Origin of the sequence: Catenibacillus scindens (assembly GCF_014202115.1) — a bacterium.
In the GTDB taxonomy this organism is placed as follows: Bacteria; Bacillota; Clostridia; order Lachnospirales; family Lachnospiraceae; genus Catenibacillus; species Catenibacillus scindens.
The window spans coordinates 70,200-93,249 of record NZ_JACHFW010000004.1; the positions used below are offsets into that span (position 1 = coordinate 70,200).

General features: G+C 46.6%; 20 protein-coding genes and 1 riboswitch. Of the genes, 4 read left to right on the forward strand and 16 right to left on the reverse strand.

Annotated elements, in window-relative coordinates; translation table 11 throughout:
• Positions 1 to 75: 75 nt before the first annotated feature.
• Positions 76 to 158: riboswitch (ZMP/ZTP riboswitch) on the reverse strand.
• Between the two features lie 73 nt (positions 159 to 231).
• The 4 genes from HNP82_RS06645 to HNP82_RS06660 all read right to left on the reverse strand — a co-directional run bounded on the left by HNP82_RS06645 (position 232) and on the right by HNP82_RS06660 (position 4,440).
• On the reverse strand, positions 232 to 1,629 hold the full coding sequence (locus HNP82_RS06645; RefSeq protein WP_183772752.1) for a DHHW family protein: 1,398 nt from the start codon (positions 1,627 to 1,629) through the stop codon (positions 232 to 234).
• Positions 1,630 to 1,644: 15 nt separating this feature from the next.
• The gene (locus HNP82_RS06650) at positions 1,645 to 3,057 is read right to left on the reverse strand and encodes an MBOAT family O-acyltransferase (protein ID WP_183772754.1); all 1,413 of its coding nucleotides are present in this window, start codon (positions 3,055 to 3,057) and stop codon (positions 1,645 to 1,647) included.
• 65 nt (positions 3,058 to 3,122) lie between these two features.
• Entirely contained in the window at positions 3,123 to 3,626 is a 504-nt protein-coding gene (locus HNP82_RS06655) for a DUF4358 domain-containing protein (protein WP_183772755.1), read from the reverse strand.
• Positions 3,601 to 4,440 carry an SGNH/GDSL hydrolase family protein gene (locus HNP82_RS06660; protein ID WP_183772756.1) on the reverse strand — a complete coding sequence of 280 codons (840 nt, stop codon included), beginning with the start codon at positions 4,438 to 4,440 and terminating at the stop codon, positions 3,601 to 3,603. Before HNP82_RS06660 ends, HNP82_RS06655 begins: the two co-directional genes overlap by 26 nt.
• Positions 4,441 to 5,126: 686 nt before the next feature.
• Between HNP82_RS06660 and HNP82_RS06665 the strand changes: the two genes are divergently transcribed.
• The gene (locus HNP82_RS06665; RefSeq protein WP_183772757.1) at positions 5,127 to 6,467 is read left to right on the forward strand and encodes an MATE family efflux transporter; all 1,341 of its coding nucleotides are present in this window, start codon (positions 5,127 to 5,129) and stop codon (positions 6,465 to 6,467) included.
• Here HNP82_RS06665 and HNP82_RS06670 read toward each other — a convergent pair.
• A complete protein-coding gene (locus HNP82_RS06670) occupies positions 6,457 to 7,740 on the reverse strand; it encodes an FAD-dependent oxidoreductase (protein WP_183772758.1) in 1,284 nt (427 codons plus the stop codon). The two genes, HNP82_RS06665 and HNP82_RS06670, sit on opposite strands and share 11 nt — an antisense overlap.
• 186 nt (positions 7,741 to 7,926) lie before the next feature.
• Here HNP82_RS06670 and HNP82_RS06675 point away from each other — a divergent pair, with 186 nt between their 5' ends.
• The gene (locus HNP82_RS06675; protein ID WP_183772760.1) at positions 7,927 to 8,397 is read left to right on the forward strand and encodes a CidA/LrgA family protein; all 471 of its coding nucleotides are present in this window, start codon (positions 7,927 to 7,929) and stop codon (positions 8,395 to 8,397) included.
• Positions 8,390 to 9,082, forward strand: a complete 693-nt coding sequence (locus tag HNP82_RS06680) for an LrgB family protein (RefSeq protein ID WP_183772761.1) — start codon at positions 8,390 to 8,392, stop codon at positions 9,080 to 9,082. Before HNP82_RS06675 ends, HNP82_RS06680 begins: the two co-directional genes overlap by 8 nt.
• 26 nt (positions 9,083 to 9,108) lie before the next feature.
• Here the strand turns inward: HNP82_RS06680 and HNP82_RS06685 are convergent, their stop codons facing one another.
• Positions 9,109 to 10,116 (reverse strand): alpha/beta hydrolase, encoded by a 1,008-nt coding sequence (locus tag HNP82_RS06685; RefSeq protein ID WP_183772762.1) that lies wholly within the window; start codon positions 10,114 to 10,116, stop codon positions 9,109 to 9,111.
• Positions 10,117 to 10,511: 395 nt separating this feature from the next.
• Positions 10,512 to 11,339: a DAPG hydrolase family protein gene (locus tag HNP82_RS06690; protein WP_183772763.1), complete on the reverse strand. Its 828-nt coding sequence runs from the start codon at positions 11,337 to 11,339 to the stop codon at positions 10,512 to 10,514.
• A 164-nt stretch (positions 11,340 to 11,503) separates the two neighbouring features.
• Between HNP82_RS06690 and HNP82_RS06695 the strand changes: the two genes are divergently transcribed.
• The gene (locus HNP82_RS06695; protein ID WP_183772765.1) at positions 11,504 to 12,403 is read left to right on the forward strand and encodes a LysR family transcriptional regulator; all 900 of its coding nucleotides are present in this window, start codon (positions 11,504 to 11,506) and stop codon (positions 12,401 to 12,403) included.
• Between the two features lie 230 nt (positions 12,404 to 12,633).
• On the opposite strand, the gene HNP82_RS06700 is transcribed toward HNP82_RS06695, so the two are convergent.
• The 9 genes from HNP82_RS06700 to HNP82_RS06740 form a co-directional block, all read right to left on the reverse strand.
• Positions 12,634 to 13,287: a Ger(x)C family spore germination protein gene (locus HNP82_RS06700; RefSeq protein ID WP_183772766.1), complete on the reverse strand. Its 654-nt coding sequence runs from the start codon at positions 13,285 to 13,287 to the stop codon at positions 12,634 to 12,636.
• The gene (locus tag HNP82_RS06705; RefSeq protein ID WP_183772767.1) at positions 13,274 to 14,440 is read right to left on the reverse strand and encodes a GerAB/ArcD/ProY family transporter; all 1,167 of its coding nucleotides are present in this window, start codon (positions 14,438 to 14,440) and stop codon (positions 13,274 to 13,276) included. The genes HNP82_RS06700 and HNP82_RS06705 overlap by 14 nt, the downstream gene beginning before the upstream one ends.
• A 6-nt stretch (positions 14,441 to 14,446) precedes the next feature.
• Positions 14,447 to 15,952 (reverse strand): spore germination protein, encoded by a 1,506-nt coding sequence (locus HNP82_RS06710; RefSeq protein ID WP_183772768.1) that lies wholly within the window; start codon positions 15,950 to 15,952, stop codon positions 14,447 to 14,449.
• Positions 15,953 to 16,085: 133 nt separating this feature from the next.
• Positions 16,086 to 16,754, reverse strand: coding sequence for a GntR family transcriptional regulator (locus tag HNP82_RS06715; RefSeq protein WP_183772769.1), 669 nt, complete (start codon positions 16,752 to 16,754; stop codon positions 16,086 to 16,088).
• Positions 16,755 to 16,790: 36 nt separating this feature from the next.
• Positions 16,791 to 17,657 carry a 4-(cytidine 5'-diphospho)-2-C-methyl-D-erythritol kinase gene (ispE, locus tag HNP82_RS06720; RefSeq protein WP_183772946.1) on the reverse strand — a complete coding sequence of 289 codons (867 nt, stop codon included), beginning with the start codon at positions 17,655 to 17,657 and terminating at the stop codon, positions 16,791 to 16,793.
• A gap of 253 nt (positions 17,658 to 17,910) precedes the next feature.
• Complete coding sequence (locus tag HNP82_RS06725; RefSeq protein WP_183772771.1) at positions 17,911 to 19,467, reverse strand: DUF3794 and LysM peptidoglycan-binding domain-containing protein; 1,557 nt, start codon at positions 19,465 to 19,467, stop codon at positions 17,911 to 17,913.
• A gap of 74 nt (positions 19,468 to 19,541) precedes the next feature.
• Positions 19,542 to 19,958: a protease complex subunit PrcB family protein gene (locus HNP82_RS06730; protein ID WP_183772772.1), complete on the reverse strand. Its 417-nt coding sequence runs from the start codon at positions 19,956 to 19,958 to the stop codon at positions 19,542 to 19,544.
• A 124-nt stretch (positions 19,959 to 20,082) separates the two neighbouring features.
• A complete protein-coding gene (locus HNP82_RS06735; RefSeq protein ID WP_183772773.1) occupies positions 20,083 to 21,813 on the reverse strand; it encodes a phospho-sugar mutase in 1,731 nt (576 codons plus the stop codon).
• Between the two features lie 170 nt (positions 21,814 to 21,983).
• Positions 21,984 to 23,033 carry a CotS family spore coat protein gene (locus tag HNP82_RS06740; RefSeq protein WP_183772774.1) on the reverse strand — a complete coding sequence of 350 codons (1,050 nt, stop codon included), beginning with the start codon at positions 23,031 to 23,033 and terminating at the stop codon, positions 21,984 to 21,986.
• Positions 23,034 to 23,050 lie beyond the last annotated feature (17 nt).

A 23,050-nucleotide genomic window follows, 5' to 3' on the forward strand; every position in this document is an offset into this window, starting at 1 on the left:
CGGTGCTGACGCACTCCCGCCTGTCTCTCTTTGAGACTGGCTTTCACAATAAAAAAGAGCAGCACTGGAAAATTCCGATGCTGCCCAGACGGTCGGCTCTACAAAACTTTGAATCCACTGTGGTAACCCACAATTATCCGTCAGTCCTCAAAGTTCTTCTTCAATTTTGACACGTTTAATGTAACATACACTTCCAGCAGATGTCAACCCATAAAATAAAAATAATGTTCATCACGCGCCAGTCTCAGACTGTACCTCACTTGTGTCAGATTCAGCACCGCTGCTTTCAGATTGCCCCTCACCGCTTTCAGTTCCGGATTCGGCGCTTCCGCTTTCATCCCCGGCGGAATTTGTCTGCCCGCTGTCAGAGGACTGACTTTCGCCCTCCGCAGCAGGCTGAGACTGCGTCCCATCCGAAGCATTTTCATCCTGAGGCGCCGCCTCAAGGGCTGCCGCCAGGGACGTATCTGTCATAAAAGTATTGACATTGTAGAGGAAAAGTATATCTGTGATCCCGTTACTCTCAATAAGCAAGTCAAGGTCATCGTAGTAATAGCGGGGATCCACCATGATAATATTTCTGTAATACGGCAGTAAAAACTGGACAAAGCAGTTGGCGTAGGAATCCTTCAGCAACAGCAAATTTTTGTTCTGTTCATTGGGTGTGGAAATATCCACACGGGAAAAATTGCCGCCGAAAAATACTTCATAATGATCTTTCTGGTCAAGGGCGGTACTGTCATAAATGGAAGCCGTCTTCCTCTGCTCGTCAATATAGTTGACTACGCAGTCTGTATTCACGTCTTTGGCCACATAAATCTCAATAGTATCTTCCGCTTTATGGTAACCGCTCTTTGAGGCGAGAGTTCCGGAAAAAGTGGTGCTTACAGGATAAACGTCATACTCGATCACCGGATCGGTAATCCCCAGAGCCGGGCAGAGGGTGTCAAAAGCATACTTTGCTCCCAGACTTGTCCAGTGGTGGTCTGTCTTATAGTAAATATACTCGGTCTTATGTGAGGACATCGTATCCACAAGATCCACAAAATTCAGAGAATCCCCCACAACAGCCCGCGCGTTGGCAATATCCTGAGACTGATCCCTCACCGGCGCATTATTTGGCCGAAGCTGATCGCAGATGTAGGCTGCATTTGGCACCAAAGTCATGACCGTATTGATATCCACATGCCTCTGTGAAAACTCCCGAATGGCATTCAGATTATTTTCCAGCGACTGAGTGTTTGGTTCATCGGGAATTTCAAGAAGGGTATCCTGCTTGCCAATGTACACGCCGTTGGACTCCCTTTTTCCAAGAGCCATGTCCTCAAACAGCTTCAGGCTGATCCACTGATCTCTCAGGACAAACTGATCCGCCACATAATCTTCCATATCGGACATGAAATCTCCACTGATCAGACTTGACAGAGAAAATTCCGGTTTCTGAGCGAGAACACGGTTTTCCGACTCAGAAAAGGACTTATCCCCGGAGATCAGATTGGCCACAAAAATCACCACAATAAAAAAGAGAAATACACAGGTCACTTTTATATAAACTTTTCCCCGGCGTTCCCGGAGGATTTTTTTCTTTTTCCGGCGCCGTTCCTCAGGCGTCATCGCTGTTTTTTCCATATAAAATCTCCTTTGTTAAAACTGGAAATACAAAAATGGGCTATATGTAGCATTAACAAGATAAGCCAGGGAAAGGACGATAATTGCCGTATAAATTCCTGCCGCCGCCACAGAACGCCACGCACCTTTCTTCAATGCAATCCTGCTGTAATGCTTCCACACAAAAGGCGTGGAACAGAAAAAGCAGATGACCAAAAGAATCAGATTGGCGCCCAGATAATAAAGTCCTGTGCTATCCACAAGTCCATGGCCGCCGATCCCAAACATATTTCCAAGGAAGGTAAAGGCACCGGAAAGTGACGTTGCGGAAAATAACACCCAGCCAAAGACGGCAAAAATAAAGGCATATATCTTCTGGACAATTCCCGGCAGTTTCTCCAGATATTTTGCCAGAAAATACTTTTCCAGCAAAAGCAGAAGGCCGTAATAAAGCCCCCATATAATAAAATTCCAAGCGGAGCCGTGCCACAGGCCGGTCAGCATCCACACAATAAGAATATTGGCCACATGCCGTCCCACTGCGACTCTGTTTCCACCCAGAGGGATATAGACATAATCTCTGAACCATGATCCAAGTGAAATATGCCACCGGCGCCAGAACTCAGTTACACTTTTTGAAATATATGGATAATCAAAGTTCTTGCCAAATTCAAACCCAAACATCTTTCCAAGGCCAATAGCCATATCGGAATAGCCGCTGAAATCGAAATAAATCTGCATAGTATAAGCCAGGGCCCCCACCCAGGCAGTCAGCACAGACCGCTCATCTCCGGGAATGGCAGCGATGGCATTAAAGGCAGCGCTGATATTGTCCGCCAAAAGCACCTTTTTTCCAAGGCCGCGGATAAATAAGGTCACGCCCTGTCCGAATTTGTACCATGTATGGCGGCGCACAGTCAACTGTTCAAAAATATCTTTATAGCGGACAATAGGGCCGGCCAAAAGTCTTGGGAACATCGTCAGATAAACGCCAAAGGAAATAAAATTTCTCTGGGCCGGCACAGTGCCTTTATAGACGTCAATAATATAAGAGAGGGCCGAGAAGGTATAAAAAGAAATACCCACAGGCAGGGCCAGCGTCTTATAAGGGATGTCCACAGGCAGGATCGCGTTAAGATTATCCAACAAAAAGCCATAGTATTTAAAAAATCCCAGCATTCCAAGATTGACAATTATGGTAAACCAGAAACAGATCCGAAGCCATCGCTGATCTTTTACCTTCCGGTAATAATCCAGTTCCAGGCCGCTCAAATAGTTAAAGCAGACACTGAACAGCATCAGAACAATGTAGATTGGCTCCCCCCAGGCGAAATAAACAAGACTGATGAGCAGGAGGACAAAATTTTTCAGTTTCCACGGAACTATAAAATATAAAAGCAATGCAATTGGAAAAAACACAAACAGGAAGAATACACTGCTGAAAATCATAATTTTTAAACCCTTTCCATCTCTTTCTACTAATTCTGCCGCAGGACGGGCGGCAGGCCCCGTACTTAAAGGCTGTCCCGAAAAGCCTGATCAGCCGCGCTGGCATTTGCATGGACAACATAGAGAATGTAATTGCCCCGCACATCAATAATGTGATGATTATCCAGCAGGTCATACTGTTCCGGGGCATAGCCCTCAAAGGTATTCTTCTGGGTATCCAGACGGTTGGTAATGGCAGCTTGCACAGCTTCTGCCTGGGAAGTGTCCGCCAGTTTGACAATCAGCAGTTCTTCCGCGTCCATATTGGTCACAGGTGCGTAGAGAACAACGCTTTCATAATCACTGGCATTAAGGCCGTAAAACTTTTTAAACATACGATCCGTACTTTTTTCCACTGAATCCATAGTGATGGAGCTGGTCACAGCGGCCTCCACATCTTCAATAGCCGCCGCGCTGACTCTGTCGCCCATCTGCAAAGATATGATAAAAACCAGCAACACAACAACCATCCCGATCCTTACAGGACCAAAAATGGACATTCCATTACTCAGCTGTAGTTTCTTGTTCATCGTCATTATTTACCTCCGCGATCATATCAATAGCCCAGTATTCATAGAAGGCTTTCTGCATATGTATTCCATCCACATCATAGAGATCCTTATGTTCTTCCACTGTGGCCGAAATGTCAATATAGTGGATGCCGTTTTCCTCACAGTGGGCCTTAATCGCCGCGTTCCAATCCGGAATTTCACGCCACTTTTCAGATTTCTCAAAGGCCGGATCTGTGGCAGGAATAGTAGAATTTACATAAACCTCCACACCCGGAACACTTGTCTTTACCAGGTCAATCATAGAATCCAGCTCGGTGATATACTCCTCCACCGTGTTCCAATACCCGATGCTGATATCGTTTAATCCAAAGCAGAAAAAAACAATGGATGGATTAACGTTTTGAAGCTGTTCGATATGATCCGGAATGTTTTTCAATGTTCCGCCAGAATCAGCCAAAACTCTCCGGTCTTCCACGAAGCCAAAAACAGAAAAGCCCATTGCTCTGGAATCTCCAAAGATCACCGCGTCGCCAAACTGCTGCCAGACGTCCAGCTCACCGTTCTCCAACGCTTTGCGCCGTTCTTCCTGTCGGATATCTTTAATCTGCTGCTCTACCGGCGCCACGTCCGCCGCCTCAAGCTGATGGATATAAGCTACCCCGGCCTCCGTACTTACCTGGGGCGTTCTTCTTCGAAAAACAGTGGACAAAATAATGGCCAGCACCACCACAATGACCACCGCCATAATAATCAAACGTAAAGTTGGATTTTGAAGATATGGCCTTACAAGCCCCTGATTGTTTTTTGACACTCTCTTTGGATTTTCTCTCATTTCACATGCCTCTTTATCTATAAAAATTATAAGATGCCAGGGTCAAAAGGTCATGCGTTTCATGCTTGCATGAAAAAGCATGACTTTGAGACCCGAAAAACATGAGAAAGCAGCCATTTTTCGAAGAAAAATGAGCGATTTCGAATGTTTTTAGGATTTCGAGAGCGCAAAGCGCGGAGAAATCCGTGGCATCATGGGGTCAAAAGACCTTTTGACCCCAACATCATTATAACGATTCAACCATACATCTTAAAAGCCCCGCCGCTTACGCGGCTGAATCCTCGATTGGGCTTGGCGCCATATGTCTGATTTTGTAAAAAATCCTCTGCAAGTAATCTTGCGCGGTATTTTTATTAAACCAGCCGCATGGCTGAAAAGTCATGAAAAATTTTGTAATTTCTGTATGCTGCGCACATTAATTTTATCATACTACTTTCAACGCCGAAAGACAATATTCGACATCAACAAAAAATATTTTTTGTCACTATTTTGCCATGCGGCTGGGTACACACACCGGCGGGTTATCTTTATTATCTCACCGGAAATTAATGGTAGACACGCCCACTGATCTGTGATACTCTTTCATTTATGCGAAGGTGAGCCGTACAATGCCCTGTCCCCGCTGCGGACATTTTATGGGGCAAATTTGGCTCGTTACCTGATGGAATAAGTAAGAGGTGTGAGATATGATTAAAGATATGACAAAGGGTTCTCCCTTAAAGCTGATCATCAGCTTTGCCATCCCCATGTTTCTGGGAATTTTATTTCAGCAATTTTACAGTATGGTGGATACCATTATTGTGGGTCAGTTTCTCGGCGTAGGGCCTCTGGCCGGCGTAGGGTCCACATCATCCTTAAACTTTATGGTCATCGGCTTTTGTACCGGTGTCTGCAGTGGTTTTGCAATCCCTGTGGCACAGATGTTCGGCGCCCGCAATGAAGAAGATCTGCGCCGATTTGTCGCCAGCAGCGCATGGCTGTGCGTTATTTTTTCTCTGATCCTTACAGTTGTCACGGCTCTGTGCTGCCGAAAAATCCTTGAGATCATGAACACTCCGGAAGATATTTTTGAGTATGCCTACATTTATATACTGATCATTTTCCTGGGCATTCCTTTTACATTTTTATACAATATTGTAGCGGCTATCATTCGCTCCCTGGGTGACAGCCGCACGCCGGTCATCTTTCTCGCCCTGGCGTCCCTCATCAATATTGTCCTGGACATTGCCTTTATCTGGCTTTTTAGCATGAACGTGGAAGGCCCGGCCCTGGCCACAGTGATCTCCCAGGCCATCTCCGGCTTTGTCTGTCTCCTCTACATGAGAAAGAAATTTACCATACTAAAAATGTCCAAAGATGATTGGCGCATGAGAAGCCATCACGTAAAGATCCTATGTAAAATGGGTATCCCCATGGGCCTCCAGTATTCTGTTACCGCCATCGGCACACTGGTAATCCAGGCTGCAGTCAACAGCCTGGGAACCGCTGTTGTCGCCGGCGTTACGGCAGCCCAGCGGCTTAACTCTTTTATCTCCTGTCCGGTGGAAGCTCTCGGCCAGACTATGGCTCCATACAGCGGACAAAACTGCGGTGCCGGGGATTTGAAACGGGTGGGCCGCGGTCTTTTAGCCTCCAGCTTATCCGGCTTTGTGGTTTCCGGCATACTTCTGGTCATTGTGGCCATTACAGGCCGGAGCCTGTCGCTGATCTTTCTGGACAGCTCTGATCCTGTGATCCTGGATTATTCTTATCAGTTCCTCATGTTTTCCTGCGGAGGATACTGCCTGCTGACTTTAGTCAATACAGTACGCTTTACCATTCAGGGCATGGGATTTTCAGGGCTGGCCATCACCGCTGGGGTTATGGAGATGGCCGCCAGAACTTTCGCCGGCCTTTGTCTGGTCTCATGGCTTGGATTTACTGGAATATGCATGGCCCATCCCCTGGCCTGGCTATGCGCCGACATTTTTCTTATACCGGCATTTTTCTTCTGTAAAAAGAAGCTTTCAAAACCGGTCAGGGCATAAGAGCAAAAATATTTTCACCGCCGGCCATTCCTACCCGCTGGCGGATTTGCCCCATGTCTGTTGTATATAAACCTTTTTCTTTCATCCGGTCAAACAAAACAGAACCGGAAAAAGTATATTTCTCCCGGCGTCCGGCCTCAGTCTCCATCTGCTGCCCGATCCATCGGATAGCGTCGCCGCAGGCAGTCTGCTGGGGATAGGCCCACAAAGATTTTCCCATGGCTTTGCGCACAGCGTTGTACCCCGCAAGGACACCTGTGACAATGGCCTCTGTGTGGCCTACAAAATTTCCGGTTTTTTCTCCGGCACAAAACAAATTTTCCATTCCCCTGACAAGAAGGGTATCTTCTCTTAAAACAGAGGCGGTAAGGCGGACCGAATTGCCTTCGCCGCCGGCATAGGGATCTTCATACCGGGCCCATTCAAGGCCCGGTATTTTTCTCAGTTTTTCCAGAGGAAACCAGGGTGCCATCATCTTGGCATGTCCTGTATCCAGCAGTACGATGTGTGTGGCATACTCCGGAAGAGCATACTGGCGGCATGCTTTAAGAGCCAGATGGTCTTCTATAAGATCTTTTGGAATATCAATGATAGCTACCCCCTGCTCATCCAGCGACTTTACAATTTGTGGAGCCAGGGAATCTTTCATCAGTGAACAGGAACCGCTGATGGCCCCTTCTTTCCCCTGACTTTTGGCAGAAAATTCTTCAATGCCGCACAGATCGCACAGACTGACCCTCCCGCCAAATACCGGGCAGCGGAGAATACAGCACACGCACCCTCTGCCGTATCCCCGGCACTTTGACGGCGGTCCCCCGGTACCCGTGGCGTCAATAAAGGCGTCCCCCTCGATTACAGCGCCGTATTGGTCTTTTACTGCCATCAGACGCTGCTTCCCCTCATTCTTCCAAAGATGATGAACGGAAATGATCCGGGTCTTTAAACGGATATCCACTCCCGCCCGCCGGAGGGTCCGCTCAATTTCCGCGCCGGTCTTTGCCACATCAAATAAACTGGCATGGGCCTGTCCGAAAAATTCCACATTTCTGTGACGGATATTCTGATCAATGATGAAAAAAAGCTGTCCTCCGCCCATGGCGGTCATCTCCCCGGCGGCAGTATAGCGGCCGTTATTATACATGATTCCCCCAACGGCCCCGGTTCCACACAGCATATCCGTTCGTTCCGCCAGGATCACTTTCGCACCCATCCGTGCAGCCTGCAGGGCGGCAGCGCACCCGGCGAATCCCCCTCCCGCAATTACAATCTGCATATAACCTCCCTTTCCACATCATCCCTCTGGCATACGTCTGCCAGTGATGTACAAAAAAAATACAATTATTTGTTCGGGTATCTATTTACATTTTATTTCTATGAGTTATATAATATGATTTTGTAATTAGAGGGAAACTATTTTCAGAGTCCTGCTTCTCATGGCAGGATAAAAGGGAGTCTTAACATGAAATATTTATTCCAATTTACGATCATCGGCGTAATCACCGCCATCGGCGAATTGCTGAACCTGCTTTTGCCTCTGCCGGTTCCCGCCAGTATTTACGGCCTCGTCCTTTTATTTGCAGCCTTATGTTTAAAAATCATAAAACTAAGTCAGGTGGAACAGGCCGCAGATTTTTTCCTGGCCATCATGCCGATTTTATTTGTGCCGTCCACAGTCAATTTAATGAATTACTGGGGCGTCCTTAAAAGCAATGTTGTTGGACTTGTGATCACCTGCATTTTATCTACTGTTGGAGTTATGGGACTGACCGGTACCCTGGCCCAGCTTATTATGAAAAAAAACACCTCCCGAAAAATTTCCGAAGAGGCTTTAGACGAGATGGAGGCTGCGGAAGTTCCCATCCTTGAATCTGAAGGTGTTTACGAGGAAAATGAAGAAAAGACAGAGAAAGGGGGAAAAGACCATGAATGAACTTTTACAGACGTCCTCCTATTTTGGTCTGGCTCTGACACTTTTAATGTACTGGATTTCCTGCAAAATTTCCCAGAAGACAAAAGTACCTGTCTTAAATCCCATCCTTGTAGCCAGTATTGTTATCATTGTCATTTTGCTTGTTTTTAATATTGATTATGAGACTTATGAGACCGGCGCCAGCCTGTTAAGCGTTCTCCTCACACCGGCGACGATCTGCTATGCGGTTCCCCTCTACCGCCAGATCGAGGTGCTGAAGAAAAACGTGGCTGCGATTATTATCAGTGTGTTATGCGGCAGTTTTTCATCGGTTGTCATGGTATTTATTTTCTCCATGATTTTCGGCTTTGATCACCAGATCTATACGTCCCTGCTTCCAAAATCGGTGACAACCGCCATTGGTATTGGTCTCTCCCAGGAGATGGGCGGTCTGACTGCTATCACCATCGCTGCCATTATGCTCACAGGAATTTTCGGCGGCATCGCCGCTGTAGGAATCTGCCGCCTGTTCCACATTACCAACCCGGTAGCCAAGGGTCTGGCCATCGGCACTTCCTCCCACGCGGTTGGAACATCCAAAGCCATTGAACTGGGGGAAGTGGAGGGTGCTATGAGTGGACTGGCCATTGTCATTTCCGGACTTATGACTGTTTTGTGGGCGTCCATCGCTGCCGGCTGGATGTGATCACGCAGAGCAGATTGTCGGTTGGATCAGAAAAACTTTTCCATATCATCCAGCCAGACGGCAGCACTCGTCCCCTCTCCCAGTCCGACACCGTGTCCTCCCGTAGGATACAGACAAAGCTTATGGTCTGCCGTTTTATTTTTCAGGCTGTCAGCCATCCGCACAGCATTGGAAACAGGGACAACATCATCGTCCTGGCAGGCCCACAGAAATGTCTTGGGATAGTCCTTGGATGTGAGCATTTCTGCCGACAACGTCCGGCGCCGTTCCTCCGGCACATTTTCTCCCAGATGATGGATGCAGCTTCCCTCATGGCTGTCCTCCAGAAAACTGATCACCGGGTAGGAGAGACAGATTTTGTCCGGCCGGGCACTAATCCCGTCATAACGGTGGGTCTGATCCTCAATATGATCATACAAGGCACCAACGCAGGCGCATAAATGTCCCCCGGCGGAAAATCCCATGATCATCACATTTTCCGGGTCAACGCCAAGTTTTTGGTGATTGGCTCGGACAAAACGAATGGCACGGACAAGGTCCTGTTCCCCCTGAGGGTAAAGATGAGGATAAACTCTATAATTAAGAAGAAATGCCTGATAGCCTCTTCGATTCAGTTCTTCAGCCACAGGGATGCCTTCTCTGTGGCTGGCCACACGGGTGTAACCGCCCCCCGCACATATAATGACACAGGGGGCTTTTGTTTTATCTTTTAATAAGAAAGGAATCAACACAACATCTTCCGCCGCTTGTGCCGCCTCCCCCTCCAGATCTTTCCACACCGGAATGCTGACCAGTTCCCCAGCCTCTCTCCGTGAAATAATAAGGTTGGCGCACCGCAACAGCCCCTCGGCAGGAAAGGGCCGGCCCCAGGATGTCTTCACCAGACGGATCATGTGTTTCAATTTAAGTTTTTGGAAAAAAGGACGTATATTCTCATAGTACAACGGACTGAAAAGATAGTGGAGTTTTTTATTAACTCTTTCATTATTTAAAATCTCATATAAACTGCTGTTCATCGTAAATAATTCACTCATTGTTTTCCTCACTGTTTCTGCTGTGTCCTAAACATCTGCAATACTGCGGCTCATTCCGCAGCATGTCGGTTTATTATAATACTTTTTTCCACAAAACGTCAACAGCTTTGCCGACCGGAGTCATCCCGCCTATCCCTGATAGCCGAACTGTTACAAAAAAAATCCGTATAAGATCCATGGATGCGGACATAATACTAATGTCCCTGAAATATCTGATATGCGGGATATTCAGGGATCATTGGATTCCCCCTCCAATTCATTCAAAAGTACCCAAAGAACACAAGAAAAAAATTTTGAGTACTTATCCTCCCCTTGAAAAAAGGATGCAGACATGCTCGTTAAAAGCATGTTTCTGCATCCTTTTAATGTTTATGATACAAGCGTCAAAAGTATTTTTACGCCCAGTTATCTTTTTCTTCCGCGTAAACGGACGGCAGAATTGCCGCCAGGTTGGTAAATTCCGCAAAGTTGTGGCCAAGAAGCTGTGCCACTACCTCTTCCGGGAACACCATTGTATCCGGAATCATTTTTTTCGCCTCTCCGTCAAAAATTTGATATCCCATCCAGAATCGGGATCTGAGTTCACATCCGCCCTCCACATCTCTGGCCATGTGGGTCATGACTACAGGGATTTTGGTGCCGTCTTCCAGAAGAATCAGTACATTGGAGCATACTAAAAATGAGCATGCGTCTGTAAAAATCTTTGTGGTATCATAGCCCATATATTTAGGATTTTTAAACTGAATCAGCAGTTTCATAGGCTCTGTACCCATAACAAGAGATTCTGTCACAAGATGATCCACATCGTAGCATTTATCTGCAATAGAAACATTGGGATCAAGCATCTTCTGGCGGGCTTCATCGTTAATTTCCAGATCATAATGATCATATGGATCCCATATGGCATATCTTAAAGGATCAAGTCCATGCCATGCAAACCACCATTGGAGCATACTGCCTTTGCAGTCTTTAAAAAATGTATTGTTGCTCACAACGCCTGTACCATTTTCCAACATAAAATAGCCTTTTTCATCAGAAAGATACCCTGGATCAAAAAGTTTATTCCGGTCTTCAATTTTTAATGCGTCCTCAGCTTTCCCTTTGGGATTTTTCAAAAATTCCTGTTTTTCCTCCGGGATGGGTGTCATCTCTCTGAGATAATATTTATAGTAGCTTCTTTTTTGAGCCCCTTCTTTTAAAGGAACTTTCTTTGGGCTGGTCATAAAAAATCCTCCTCCTTACGTGTTTTCAATGGCCATCGTCTCTATTTTTTATTATTATATATAAAAATTTTTTCCATGTAAAATGAAAGAATCCGCCGGATTTATTACTGACAGGAATAAAAAAATCCGTTATAATAAAAAGAGATTTTTTTGAGGTGATCCCAATGACATTCCAGCTTTCCGATATTACTTTTATGCAGGTTCTCATATTTATAACCGTTGCCAAGGAGTCAAGTTTTTCAAAGGCTGCGTTAAAACTTCACATGACCCAGCCGGCGGTGACAAAGAGCATTGCCCGCATGGAGCGTCAGCTTTCCATCCCTCTCTTCATCCGTACGACCCGGCAGATCGATCTGACCCGTGAGGGCGACTATTTATACCGCCAGTGGAAACCTGTATTTTTTTCCATGGAACAGGCCTTACATACCGTCCGTCTCTGGCAGGAAGAACAGCAGATGCGCCTTCGTGTCGGTCTGACCAGCACTACTAACCCGGAGCTTTATTTCTGGCCTCTGGCTGACGCCTTTCAAAAAAAGTATCCGCAAATACAGCTTTCTGTGGAGAGTGATTCCATGGAAATCCTCAGAGACAAACTTTTATCCGGCGAATACGATCTCGTATTCCTCCCGGATTTCGAGCGCTACAGTCTTGAGGACCAAACCCTGGGGTGGCGCTGGGCGGCCAGAGATCACGTCTGGGCCTACATGTCTCCAGAGCATCCCCTGGCGGCAGAAAAGAACCTGACTCTGGCGCAGCTTGCCCCCTATGGACTTATGGTCCTTTCCGAAAGCAACAATCCCAACTATATTAAAGATCTGACAGAAATGTTTCAGAAAGAGAATCTTACTCCCAAAATCACCCGCTCCATGAAAAATGCCTACACCATAAAATCCAGTATCCGTGATCTGGCCGAAATCATCATTGCCGACGCCTATTTTGATATTCCAACTGGCTCCTCCATCGTTCGCCGTCCCGTCGTTGGCCATGAAAATGGAATTATCTGCGCTTTTCACCGGGATCACACACTGACCGGAGTAAAAGATTTTCTTGAGATGCTTCCATGATTTTTTAAGAAAGGCTTTATACTTATTTTATTTTCCGGACAAAATTTGGACACATTTATTCTTTATAATAAAACCATAGTAATCAAGAGAGATTACTATAACAGTTTGATTTTTTCATAACATTGTCTGGCAGGCCGCACTGCCAGACCTCCCTCGTCTCTTATTCTACCAGATGAAAGAAGAGCTGTCCTATATGGCAGCTCTTCTTTTCATTTATATCTGATATATCGTTACTTTTCACACAGCAGCCAGACATATCCCCTGATTTTTTCGCTCCCGGTAATCCGCGGTCCAAGACTTTCCGGAGACACCACAGTGATCTCCTGATATTCCTCCTCAAGGCTCAGTCCGATGACAAGGTCGCCAATGGTCAAACAGTTTCCTGAAAAATTATTTTCAAACATCTGTCTCAAATAAATCCCGATGGAACCATTGACAATATCATCCAGGGCGACAATGTCTCGTGCCGCGCCGTCGGCCATACATACAAGAACCGTACGGGTAAACTCCTGGTGCTGCCGGATATATTCAAGAATTTCTTTCATTTTCCCCGGCTGGGACATAAGATCCCGACCGAAAACGATCATCTGGAGCTGGCCGTAATCCAGGCGCCGGCTGGACCCAGCGGCGAAGGCTGCCTCCACCGCTTCAAGATTTTCCCCAAAAAGTGTAACCGACGGATAGTGGATATTGTCTCCGCTGCCGGTAAGGGCTTTCAGATCCGGAAAGCCATAGCTGACATACAGCCCGCCTTCAGCCTCATCAATCCCCATACACATCACATAGTTTCGGTCCTCGATCTGGGCGTAATTTTTACATCCTCCCAAAAATACCATCCCTGCAGCCACCGCTATAAGCAGGGCGGTCCATTTAACCCATTTCATCTTTTTCACCGTCCTTCTTCCCACAGCTTTCCCGCAGCTTTTTCCTGTGTCCTGCCAGCCAGAGGATCAGCGGCGATATTACCGCCAAAGGCATATATATAAAAGTCATAAATCGAATCATGATGCGGGTGGCGTCCTGAAGATAAATCCCCAAAAATACCACCAATATAAACAGGGAAGGAAAAAGGATCATCCACGGTTTACATAATTTTTGATGTATTCTTTTTAAACTTTCCATTCCATAATAAATATTTCCGCCGATGAGCATAAACATCCCGGTCATCCAAAACGCCAGCATAAGCCCGTCCTGGCGGGATAAAAAGCCGCCTGGAAAACGGACGATCTGCATAAGGATCACTACCGGCCAAGATTCCCGGTTCATTCCTTCCACGGAAAAAATCCCGATGCACACACACAGAATCACAATATTTAAAACTGCCGGCCACAAAAGCCCGGCAGCAACAGCTCCGGCGGCTTTTTGTGTTTTCCTCACATAAGGTTTTAAAAATAGAAGCCACTCAATGACAGAAAACATAGAAAAAGTAATAACTGACGCCCAGGCAAATCCCTGAACCCCGCCTATATTTTCCATCTCCTCCACCGCCTGCTCCGGTTTTAAAAAAGTAATGGGCCACAGCCGTCCGGGATTCACCTGGGGCAAGGACAAAACAACGATGACAAGGATAGGGACGATGGCCAGATAAAAAAGAAGTTCTCCCATGCGCGCCCTTGTCTCAAGGCCCTTAAATACGGCGTAAACGCATAAAAGGAGAAGCGCCGTCCCAAGGACGCCCCTGGGAATATCTGTAAGGAAGGTGTGATTGACAATCTGGGCAAAAACAGCTAAAAGCATGGCCGCCATCAAAAAAAGCCGGACACAATACAGGGCCATAAAGATGGCTCCGCCCCATTTTCCAAGAGTTTCTTTACAGTAATCGCCGTAACTTCCCCTGAAATTTTTCCCTATGCGGATAAGAATAAAGGCAAACAGCCCGGCGGCCGCACAGCCGGCGGCAATGGCAAAAATTCCCGAAGTTCCCGCCAACCGGCATACCACCGGCGCTAGAACCAGGCTTGTGGCGGCAAAAAGATCCACAACAAGAAGCCTCTTCATCTGGCGCAAAGCCACAATATGATTTTCTGAAAACATCATTCTTCCTCACTGATCACGGGTATAGTCTTTAAAAATCAGACGGCGCCTCGCCCCGTTTTTAGTAAATACAGGACGCCGGTTCATCTTCCGCAGAGGCCATCGCATAATACCATCCTTTTTATCGCTGCCCCCGTTGACCTCCCCAGCGGCAAAAGGCATTAAATAAGGTACACCAAAGCTGTCCAGAGAAGCCATATGGACTAAAAGAGCAAGCACTCCCAGGACAAATCCAAAAATTCCCAAAAACATACCTAAAAAGATCAAGAAAAACTTTACAAGGCGAAAGGCCGAGGCAAATCCTTCATTGGGGATCGTAAATGAACACAGGGCCGTCAGCGCCACAATGATCACTACAATAGGACTGACAATATTGGCATCCACCGCCGCCTGCCCGATAATCAGGCCTCCCACAATGCCAAGCGTCCCTCCCATAGCTCCCGGAAGGCGTATTCCCGCCTCCCGCAATAGTTCAAAGGCAAGTTCCATAATAAGAACTTCCACCGCCAGAGGAAAGGGAACCCCCTGACGGGAGGCCGCAAAAGACAGGGCCAGACTTGTAGGGAAAACTTCCGGGTGAAAAGCAGCGATGGCAATATAAAGTCCCGGCAGGGAAAAAGCCAGCACTGAAGCCACGTACCGCAAAAACCGGGTAAAAGAGGCGATGCCGGATCTGTCGTAATAATCGTCAGATGCCTGGTAAAAACAGCCTGCCACCGCCGGCAGCATAAGGACCTCCGGAGAATTGTCTGCCAGCACTACCACCCGTCCTTCCAGAAGGGCTGAAGCAGCCTTGTCCGGCCTCTGGGTGGACTGAAACTGGGGAAATGGGGAGTACCATTTTTTCTCTAAGAGCTGCTCCAGGCTTCCTCCGTCCAAAATCCCGTCAATCTCGAAACAATCTAAACGCCTTTGAAGTTCTGCAAGAATCTCCGGCCGTACAAGATCTTCCATATACATAATAGCAATATCCGTTTTGGATCGCGCCCCCTTGACGATCTGAATCGTCTTTAGGCGGTGATCTTTAATGCGCCGGCGCACCAGTACCGTATTAAACCGCACCGATTCTGTAAAACTATCTTTGGCGCCGTGGACGGACACCTCCGATTCCGCTGTCTGGACGCCCCGGTTGGGGTAACCTTTACTGTTAATGACAAGAACGCCCTCCCCTTTGTCTGCAAACAAAAGAGTATCACCGCTCATCATATTTTTCAGCGCCTTATTCAGATCCGTCTCAACGGCCACATCCGCGGTGATCATCCCGTACTTTAAAATATCATCCAGCGGGCGATCCCATGAGACCGGCCCCATAGAAAACATAAGATTTCTGAAAATATGGGTCTCCACCAGTTCCCGGTTAATCATTGTATCCATATAAAGAGCATAGACCGGATAGTGATTTTCACCAATCCACATCCGCCGTTTCACCACATCGGCGCAGTCTTTATACAAATCTTCGATAAGACGAATATTTTCTTCAAGGGATGAAAATACCTCTGTCACATTTTTGTGCATAAATCTCCCTCTTTTCCAGAATAGTAAAAAAGCTGTCACATTTTCATGCAACAGCCTTTGATAAAAACAGTTTATGCAGTTTTAATGATTCTATTCCCCAGCCTGTCGGCCAAAAACTCCGCTTCCGGCTTTTTCAGCTCTGACTGATGTGGCGAATCACAGAAATTTCCTGATTTTCAATATGGGCCCTGACAATAGCGGCGGCCAGCTCCTGGTCTTTGGCCTCAATAGCGGCGGCCAACGCCCGGTGTTCCTGAAGAAGCCGCTCATGACTTGAAAAATCTTTTAAATATTCCAGCCGGTAACGGTACATCTGCTCCCTAAGGTTATTGAGAATCTGCACAAGACGGGCATTCTGTGTAGACGCGAAGATTACATCATGGAAATCCACATCGGCGCCGGCGATAGCTGTGACGTCTTTCGTCTTTAACACATCCTTAAAATGCTCCAATGCCTGATAGAGGTTTTCCCGCTGCTGGTCATCCATCCGTTCACAGGCCAGCTTTGCCGCCAGGATTTCCAGGGAAGTTCGGACTTCAAGAACATCCTGGAGATCTTTTTTCGTGATACTGGCCACATGGGCCCCTTTGCGTGGAATCATCACCACAAGCCCTTCCAGCTCCAACTTTCGGATAGCTTCACGGATCGGTGTCCTGCTCACTCCGAGACGGTTTGCCAGGGCGATCTCCATAAGCCGCTCCCCCGGCTCTAAATCTCCCCGGAGAATAGCTTCCCGCAATGTGTTAAATACCACATCTCTTAAAGGTAAATATTCATTGGCGTTCATTGTAAATTCTTTCATGATCCCATTCCTTTATCATTTCTGCGAATGTATGCCTCACGGATTAAAAGGTTTCACAGCGTAAACCTGCCGGGCCATCCCTCTCTCCCTCACGGCTTCGGCGGCACTGCGGCACTCCCGCTCATTTTCAAAAATTCCGAAAACTGTAGGGCCGCTGCCGCTCATCAGGGCGTTGACTGCTCCCCGTTCTCTCATAAAATTTTTAATTTCTTCAATCTGAGGATGTTTTCTGATCGTCACAGTCTCTAATACATTTTCCAGACGGGCACACATAGCCTCAAGATCACTGTCTTCAATGGCACGTACAATACCATCAATATCCGGATGCCGGTCAATCTTTTCCAGATGAAGGTTTTCATAGACAAACCGGGTGGACACGCCAAAAGGCGGGCGGGCAATGAGTATCCAGCAGTCCGGCATGGGCGGCATCGGCGTCAGCACTTCACCGATACCTTCCGCCAGAGCCGTCCCTCGCATAATGCAGTAAGGCACATCCGCTCCAAGTTTAAGCCCCAGTTCCATCAGCCGCTTTTGCCCCATTCCCAGTGAAAAAAGACGGTTCATTCCGTAAAGGACTGCCGCCCCGTCGGTACTTCCCCCGGCCATTCCCCCGGCCACAGGGATATGTTTTTCCAGAGATATGGAAACCCCCTGGTCAATTGAAAATTCATCCATTAGCAGCTTCGCAGCTTTATAGACGATATTATTTTCATTGAGCGGCAGGAAGGAAAGATTAGCTGTAATACGTATCCCAGGCTGATCTTCCACAGTGATGCCCACTTTATCATACAGACTTACCGTCTGCATAACCATACGCACTTCATGGTAGCCGTCCGGACGGCGGCGTACTACATCAAGCCCCAGATTGATTTTTCCCATAGCTTTTAATTGTATATTTTTCATCATACCTGTTCTCCTTGGCAACTTTAAAGATCCTGTACCGGAAATCGTTATATCAGATGCGCTCCTTTATGGCGCAGTCACTTGTTTTGTATACATTATATTTGTATACATTATACATGAAGATTCTTCTTCTTGCAACACTGTTTTTATACCCGCGCAGCTATCCGGAAGGGGCACGGTTACTGTTCACAAGTTGCTGTTCGCTGGCTTGCCAGTGAACAGTAACGGGGCGCGCCTGAATCACGATTTCCGGCTATCCATGAATAGTGATTACCAGCTTCTGTTTGGGTGAGAGCTGTTCCTGTTCCAGATTATTTGTTGACATAATGTCCTCCATCGTCGTATTAAACTTTTTCGCCAAGGTCCACAGCTCATCTCCCGGACGCACAATATATCCGATAATACCGGGTATATTTTCCGCCTGATGCTGGTCGCAGGCTTCTTCTTTAATATCCTCAATAATGTCCACCTTCATTCGCTTAAAGACAATAGCAGACAGCACAAGCATCATTTTGATTTCGATTTCTTCACTGTCAAGCATATTGGAGCTGACCTGCTCAAGAACCGGTGAAATCTCATAGGTACAAGTATTATCCATTTCCGGTATCTCAATCTGGCAGGAGAATGGCACCATCCCTTTTAAAGCATTCACCGGCATACGGTCATCGGCAGCCACATAGAGGATCTGGACATAAACCACACCTTCCACAAGGATCCCGCTCTCATTGATCTGGGTCCGGTCTACTTTTACATGGCCTCCGGCCTGGCAGATCTGAAGGATTTTTGCCTGGTCATTTTTTATCTTAATCCGCTGATGCAGCCGCATATCCGACTGATTTTTCATGAGAATATTATCAAAAACCGCGGGCCGGTACACAGGTACAAGCTTTTTATCAAGGGCATAGACATCGCTTAATAGTTCTGTTGTTTCGTCCTCGTACACAGCCATCTCCAGCTCAAGCACAACCTCAATGCCTACATTGCGTGCCTCCATATCGGAATCCCGGCGTACCTCAATTTCCGTATGTATGATCCTGGCCGTAATATGTCCGATCATCTCCTCTTTAGCTCCATGACATTCCAGATTTCCGGAAAACGGGGATGTTGTATTGAAAAACTGGAGGGGGTTTTTTTCCTCCTCACTGGAATACATGACAAAAATTCCCAGTTCTCCCCTCAGACTGATCTTATCGTCCATAAGCCGGATATCCAGATTATCCACTGCGGCATCATTCCACAAAATTTCCATAATATTGGGCTTATTGGCAGGCACAGTGATCTCATCTTTTATGCGGAATGTATCTTTTTTCTGAATATGTATCTGGCTTGTATCTACACGTCGGGTCCGGCTGCAGACATCCTTTCCCCCTTCCACATTCAGGGCGGCTTCAATCTCCACAATACAACTGGCGTTTAAGGTCAGGGCGATAATGGAGCGCACGCTGAGCTTCCGGCTGTTAATCAGACTGGTACGCAGATCTTCCATATCCCACGAAACCTTCACATCATCCCCTTCAGCCACATTGTCCATATTGACAACTTCCTCAAAATCAATACATCCGTCCATATGATGTATTGGACGGGAGTCATATCCGCTGATGTAAAGAACCGCAAATTCCAGCTTGCCGCAGATGCTTACCTTTCCTTCCATCACTCTGACTTCCGTAATTTTTATATCCCCATTTTCCTCAATGATCTTATCAATATCCGGCCTAACGTCAGGCACGTTAAAATCATCGTCCAGTGTCACCTGGGTAAATGCCCGGCCTTTAAACTGATTGGTCCGAATGCGCTTTTTTAAGATTTCCATAAAAATATCCTCCCTGCAATGATATCTCTTTTAAAGATATTCCGCCAAAGAGGATATTATGACTGGATCGGAGCCTAACTTTCCGGAAAGACCACTGTTTTATCCAGATTTTCAATTTTTATGACAATATACGGATAGGACGGCTCCATCACCTGCTCCTCCCCTTTTTGCGGGCCAAGAAGATCGGTGCTGACGCAAATGGTATTTTCTGTATCATAAACCTCCTGCACCTGAATGCTGTAGCCGCCGGTTTCCTGTCGCCCATAGCCGATGACAATATATTTATAATTGCCGTCGCTGTAAGTCATCTGAAAAGGATTTTCCTTTTTCTCATCAATAAGTTTCTGGATATCCTCCTCGATATTATCGTTAGAGACAACGGTGTAATCCAGATCCGAAAGCTTGGCCTCCGTTGTGTGAATACTTCCGCAGCCCCAGAGTATAAACGCGGCGGCCAGCAGGGCGGCGCCCATCCAGACAAACTTTTTCATATTTACCTCCATATCACCTGGTCTATTTAAACCTATGTCAGGAGGCGGATAATTATGATAATCGGATAGGGGAAAGATCCCTTCCCCTATCCGATTATCGCCATGCCCCGATCATCTCGCGGCTTTACATCATTTCATTGATCATATTAAGGACAGCTTTGCCTAAAGCGGCAGACTTTTCATCGGCGTCCGCCAGGGATGTCCCTTTAACACCATAGTAGAATTTAATCTTCGGCTCGGTGCCGGAGGGCCGTACACAAAGCCATGTATCATCATTCATATCATAGTAGAGAACGTTGGATGTGGGCAGCCCGGTAGGTGTTACCTTGCCTGTAGCCAGGTCAACGATCTCATCCTTCTTATAATCTCTTGTAGAAAGCACCTGATATCCGCCCAGCTCTTTCGGCGGGTTATTTCTCAGCGTCTCCATAATAGACTGGATCTTTGCCAGACCTTCGATACCTGAGAGGGAAATGGCCTTCACGTCATCTTTGTAATAGCCATATTTCTCATACATATCAATCATCGCGTCCCACAAAGTCTTGCCCTGGGTCCGGTAATAAGCGGCAGCCTCGCACAGAGCCATAGTTGCCACAATGGCGTCTTTATCCCGTGCATGAGTACCGATGAGACAGCCATAGCTTTCCTCAAAACCAAACAAATATGTACCTTTGCCTGTGGTCTCAAAGTTAAGAATCTGCTGTCCGATATACTTAAATCCGGTGAGGCATTCAATAAGACGGATATTGTAATATCTGGCAATGGCGTCCGCCATATTGGTCGTTACAATCGTCTTGATCAAAGCCCCGTCTTCAGGAAGTCCCTTTAATTCCTTCCACTGGCTGATGGTATATTCTGCCAGCAGGCAGCCAGACATATTTCCGGTCAGGCAATGGTACTCGCCGTTTTTGTCTTTCACCCGCACGCCGAGACGGTCCGCATCAGGGTCGGTGGCAAGAACAAGATCCGCGTCCAGCTTTTTGGCCAGCTCAAGGCCAAGGACAAAGGCTTCATCGGATTCCGGATTGGGATAACTCACTGTAGGGAACTCGCCGTCGGGAAGTTCCTGTTCAGGCACAACGTAGACATTATTAAATCCGATCTCCTTGAGGATTCTTCTTGCAGGGATATTGCCTGTACCGTGGAGAGGTGTATAAACGATCTTTAATTCATCGCCAACAGCCTGAATACTGTCAAAATGTTTCACCTGTTTTTTCAGCTCACCAATATAAGCGTCATCTACTTCCTGTCCGATGGTCACATATAGACCTGCGGCAACAGCGGCGTCCTTGTCCATAGTGAGGACATTGTTATAATCGGTCACTGCCTTAACCTCGTCCATAATACCGGAATCGTGGGGCGGTGTGATCTGGGCGCCGTCTTCCCAGTATACTTTATAGCCGTTATATTCCGGCGGATTGTGACTGGCTGTAATATTAATTCCCGCGATACATCCCAGATGACGTACAGCAAAAGAAAGCTCCGGTGTAGGTCTTAAAGACTCAAAACGATAAGCCTTGATGCCGTTGGCAGCCAGGCACAGCGCCGCTTCCTCAGAAAATTCCGGGGACATACGGCGGGAATCGTAAGCAATGGCCACGCCCTTTTGCTCACCGCCCTGTTTTTTAATGTAGTTGGCCAGGCCCTGTGTTGTCTTGCGCACCACGTACTTATTCATGCGATTGATCCCCGCACCAATAATCCCTCTAAGTCCCGCAGTTCCAAACTCAAGGTCCATATAAAAACGTTCTTTAATCTCGTTTTCATCATCCTTAATGCTCAAAAGCTCAGCTTTGGTGGCCTCGTCAAAATAAGGATTTGAAAGCCATTCCTCATAAATCTCTTTGTAGTCCATTGGAATTACCTCCTGCATTCATCAAATGTGATGTAACTTATATGATTCAGATTTATTATAATACATTTTCACAAAAAAATAAAGAATAATTTAACCATTTTAGACATTGTTCATTAATTTTTTTCGACTTTTTTTGTGCAATTTTATGATTTTCTTACAAAACTTCCTTTTCAACATTCGCATAGCCGGTCGTAAAACTGCTGAAGAAAATCTTTTCTCACTTCCCTGCTCCTGATAAAAGCCTCAAGCTTTTCCTGATTTCTTCCGCTGGTCCAGCTTTTACGGGTATTATAGTAATGATTGGCAATTTTCCAGAATTTTTCCGGAAAAAGCATAAGAATATACAGATAGTTTTTTTCTTCTCTGCTTAGCGGCCGCTCCCGGTCATAGGCCTCCACAATGGAAATCCCCAGAGTCACATTCCAGTTGTTTTTCTCCATCACTTTCCGCAAAAATAAATACAAGTCATTAACCTGGATATTTATGTTCATTTTATCAAAATTTACAGTGGCCATGACCGGTCCGGTCAAATCATGACCGCCCCCCTGACTTTTTACATCCCCCTTTTTCATCAGGATTACATTGTGATGATTGTAATCCCCATGGCACAGAGTCCGCTCTTCTAAGGCCCGGCCTATCAGCTCCCCATACCCGCAATTTTCTATCCGTTTTTCTGCCGCTAAAGCCTGCACCTCAAATTCGTCATAATACTGCAGGTAAAGATTTTCAAAATCTTTTTTCTGTTTACGGTTTTTCATGTAGTTTCTGATTGCGCGCAATTCACGGCAATGTCGCTCCAGAAGGGATTTCATAGAACCGTAGCAGTATTTTCCCGCCATATCCGGAGAAATGGGTACCCAGGACATAACTTTGTGGAGCTTTGCCAGATTCACCGTCAGCGCCAGAAGATCCTCCCTGGAACGGGTATCGCACTCTCTGCCTTCAAACCATTCTTTCACCACATAATTTTTATCGTATCGGTTTTTTGTGACCAGCTCCCCATCCCGATTCACCACAATCTGATCCACGTTCATATAGCCCCGGTCCCGGATCGTATATTTTACAAGGGATTCAAAGACAAGGCGGGACGGCGCTAGAAAGTACTCCCGTACAATGCGCGGCCCCTCATCGGTACTGCAGATAAACGCCCCCCGGCCGCGGCTGACACTGTCCACATGAAAACTGTATTTATCAACGATCTCTCTGATTTTTTCATCCACAAAAAATCCCTCCATAC

Excerpts from the sequence above, each read along its gene's own strand:
- HNP82_RS06715 (WP_183772769.1), bottom strand. The coding sequence starts at position 16,754 with ATGAAAGAATTTACAATGAACGCCAATGAATATTTACCTTTAAGAGAT.
- HNP82_RS06680 (WP_183772761.1), top strand. The coding sequence starts at position 8,390 with ATGAATGAACTTTTACAGACGTCCTCCTATTTTGGTCTGGCTCTGACA.
- HNP82_RS06665 (WP_183772757.1), top strand. The coding sequence starts at position 5,127 with ATGATTAAAGATATGACAAAGGGTTCTCCCTTAAAGCTGATCATCAGC.
- HNP82_RS06675 (WP_183772760.1), top strand. The coding sequence starts at position 7,927 with ATGAAATATTTATTCCAATTTACGATCATCGGCGTAATCACCGCCATC.
- HNP82_RS06670 (WP_183772758.1), bottom strand. The coding sequence starts at position 7,740 with ATGCAGATTGTAATTGCGGGAGGGGGATTCGCCGGGTGCGCTGCCGCC.
- HNP82_RS06695 (WP_183772765.1), top strand. The coding sequence starts at position 11,504 with ATGACATTCCAGCTTTCCGATATTACTTTTATGCAGGTTCTCATATTT.
- HNP82_RS06730 (WP_183772772.1), bottom strand. The coding sequence starts at position 19,958 with ATGAAAAAGTTTGTCTGGATGGGCGCCGCCCTGCTGGCCGCCGCGTTT.
- HNP82_RS06645 (WP_183772752.1), bottom strand. The coding sequence starts at position 1,629 with ATGGAAAAAACAGCGATGACGCCTGAGGAACGGCGCCGGAAAAAGAAA.
- ispE (WP_183772946.1), bottom strand. The coding sequence starts at position 17,657 with ATGAAAAATATACAATTAAAAGCTATGGGAAAAATCAATCTGGGGCTT.
- HNP82_RS06725 (WP_183772771.1), bottom strand. The coding sequence starts at position 19,467 with ATGGAAATCTTAAAAAAGCGCATTCGGACCAATCAGTTTAAAGGCCGG.
- HNP82_RS06655 (WP_183772755.1), bottom strand. The coding sequence starts at position 3,626 with ATGAACAAGAAACTACAGCTGAGTAATGGAATGTCCATTTTTGGTCCT.
- HNP82_RS06710 (WP_183772768.1), bottom strand. The coding sequence starts at position 15,952 with ATGCACAAAAATGTGACAGAGGTATTTTCATCCCTTGAAGAAAATATT.
- HNP82_RS06690 (WP_183772763.1), bottom strand. The coding sequence starts at position 11,339 with ATGACCAGCCCAAAGAAAGTTCCTTTAAAAGAAGGGGCTCAAAAAAGA.
- HNP82_RS06700 (WP_183772766.1), bottom strand. The coding sequence starts at position 13,287 with ATGAAATGGGTTAAATGGACCGCCCTGCTTATAGCGGTGGCTGCAGGG.
- HNP82_RS06650 (WP_183772754.1), bottom strand. The coding sequence starts at position 3,057 with ATGATTTTCAGCAGTGTATTCTTCCTGTTTGTGTTTTTTCCAATTGCA.
- HNP82_RS06705 (WP_183772767.1), bottom strand. The coding sequence starts at position 14,440 with ATGATGTTTTCAGAAAATCATATTGTGGCTTTGCGCCAGATGAAGAGG.
- HNP82_RS06735 (WP_183772773.1), bottom strand. The coding sequence starts at position 21,813 with ATGGACTACAAAGAGATTTATGAGGAATGGCTTTCAAATCCTTATTTT.
- HNP82_RS06685 (WP_183772762.1), bottom strand. The coding sequence starts at position 10,116 with ATGAGTGAATTATTTACGATGAACAGCAGTTTATATGAGATTTTAAAT.
- HNP82_RS06660 (WP_183772756.1), bottom strand. The coding sequence starts at position 4,440 with ATGAGAGAAAATCCAAAGAGAGTGTCAAAAAACAATCAGGGGCTTGTA.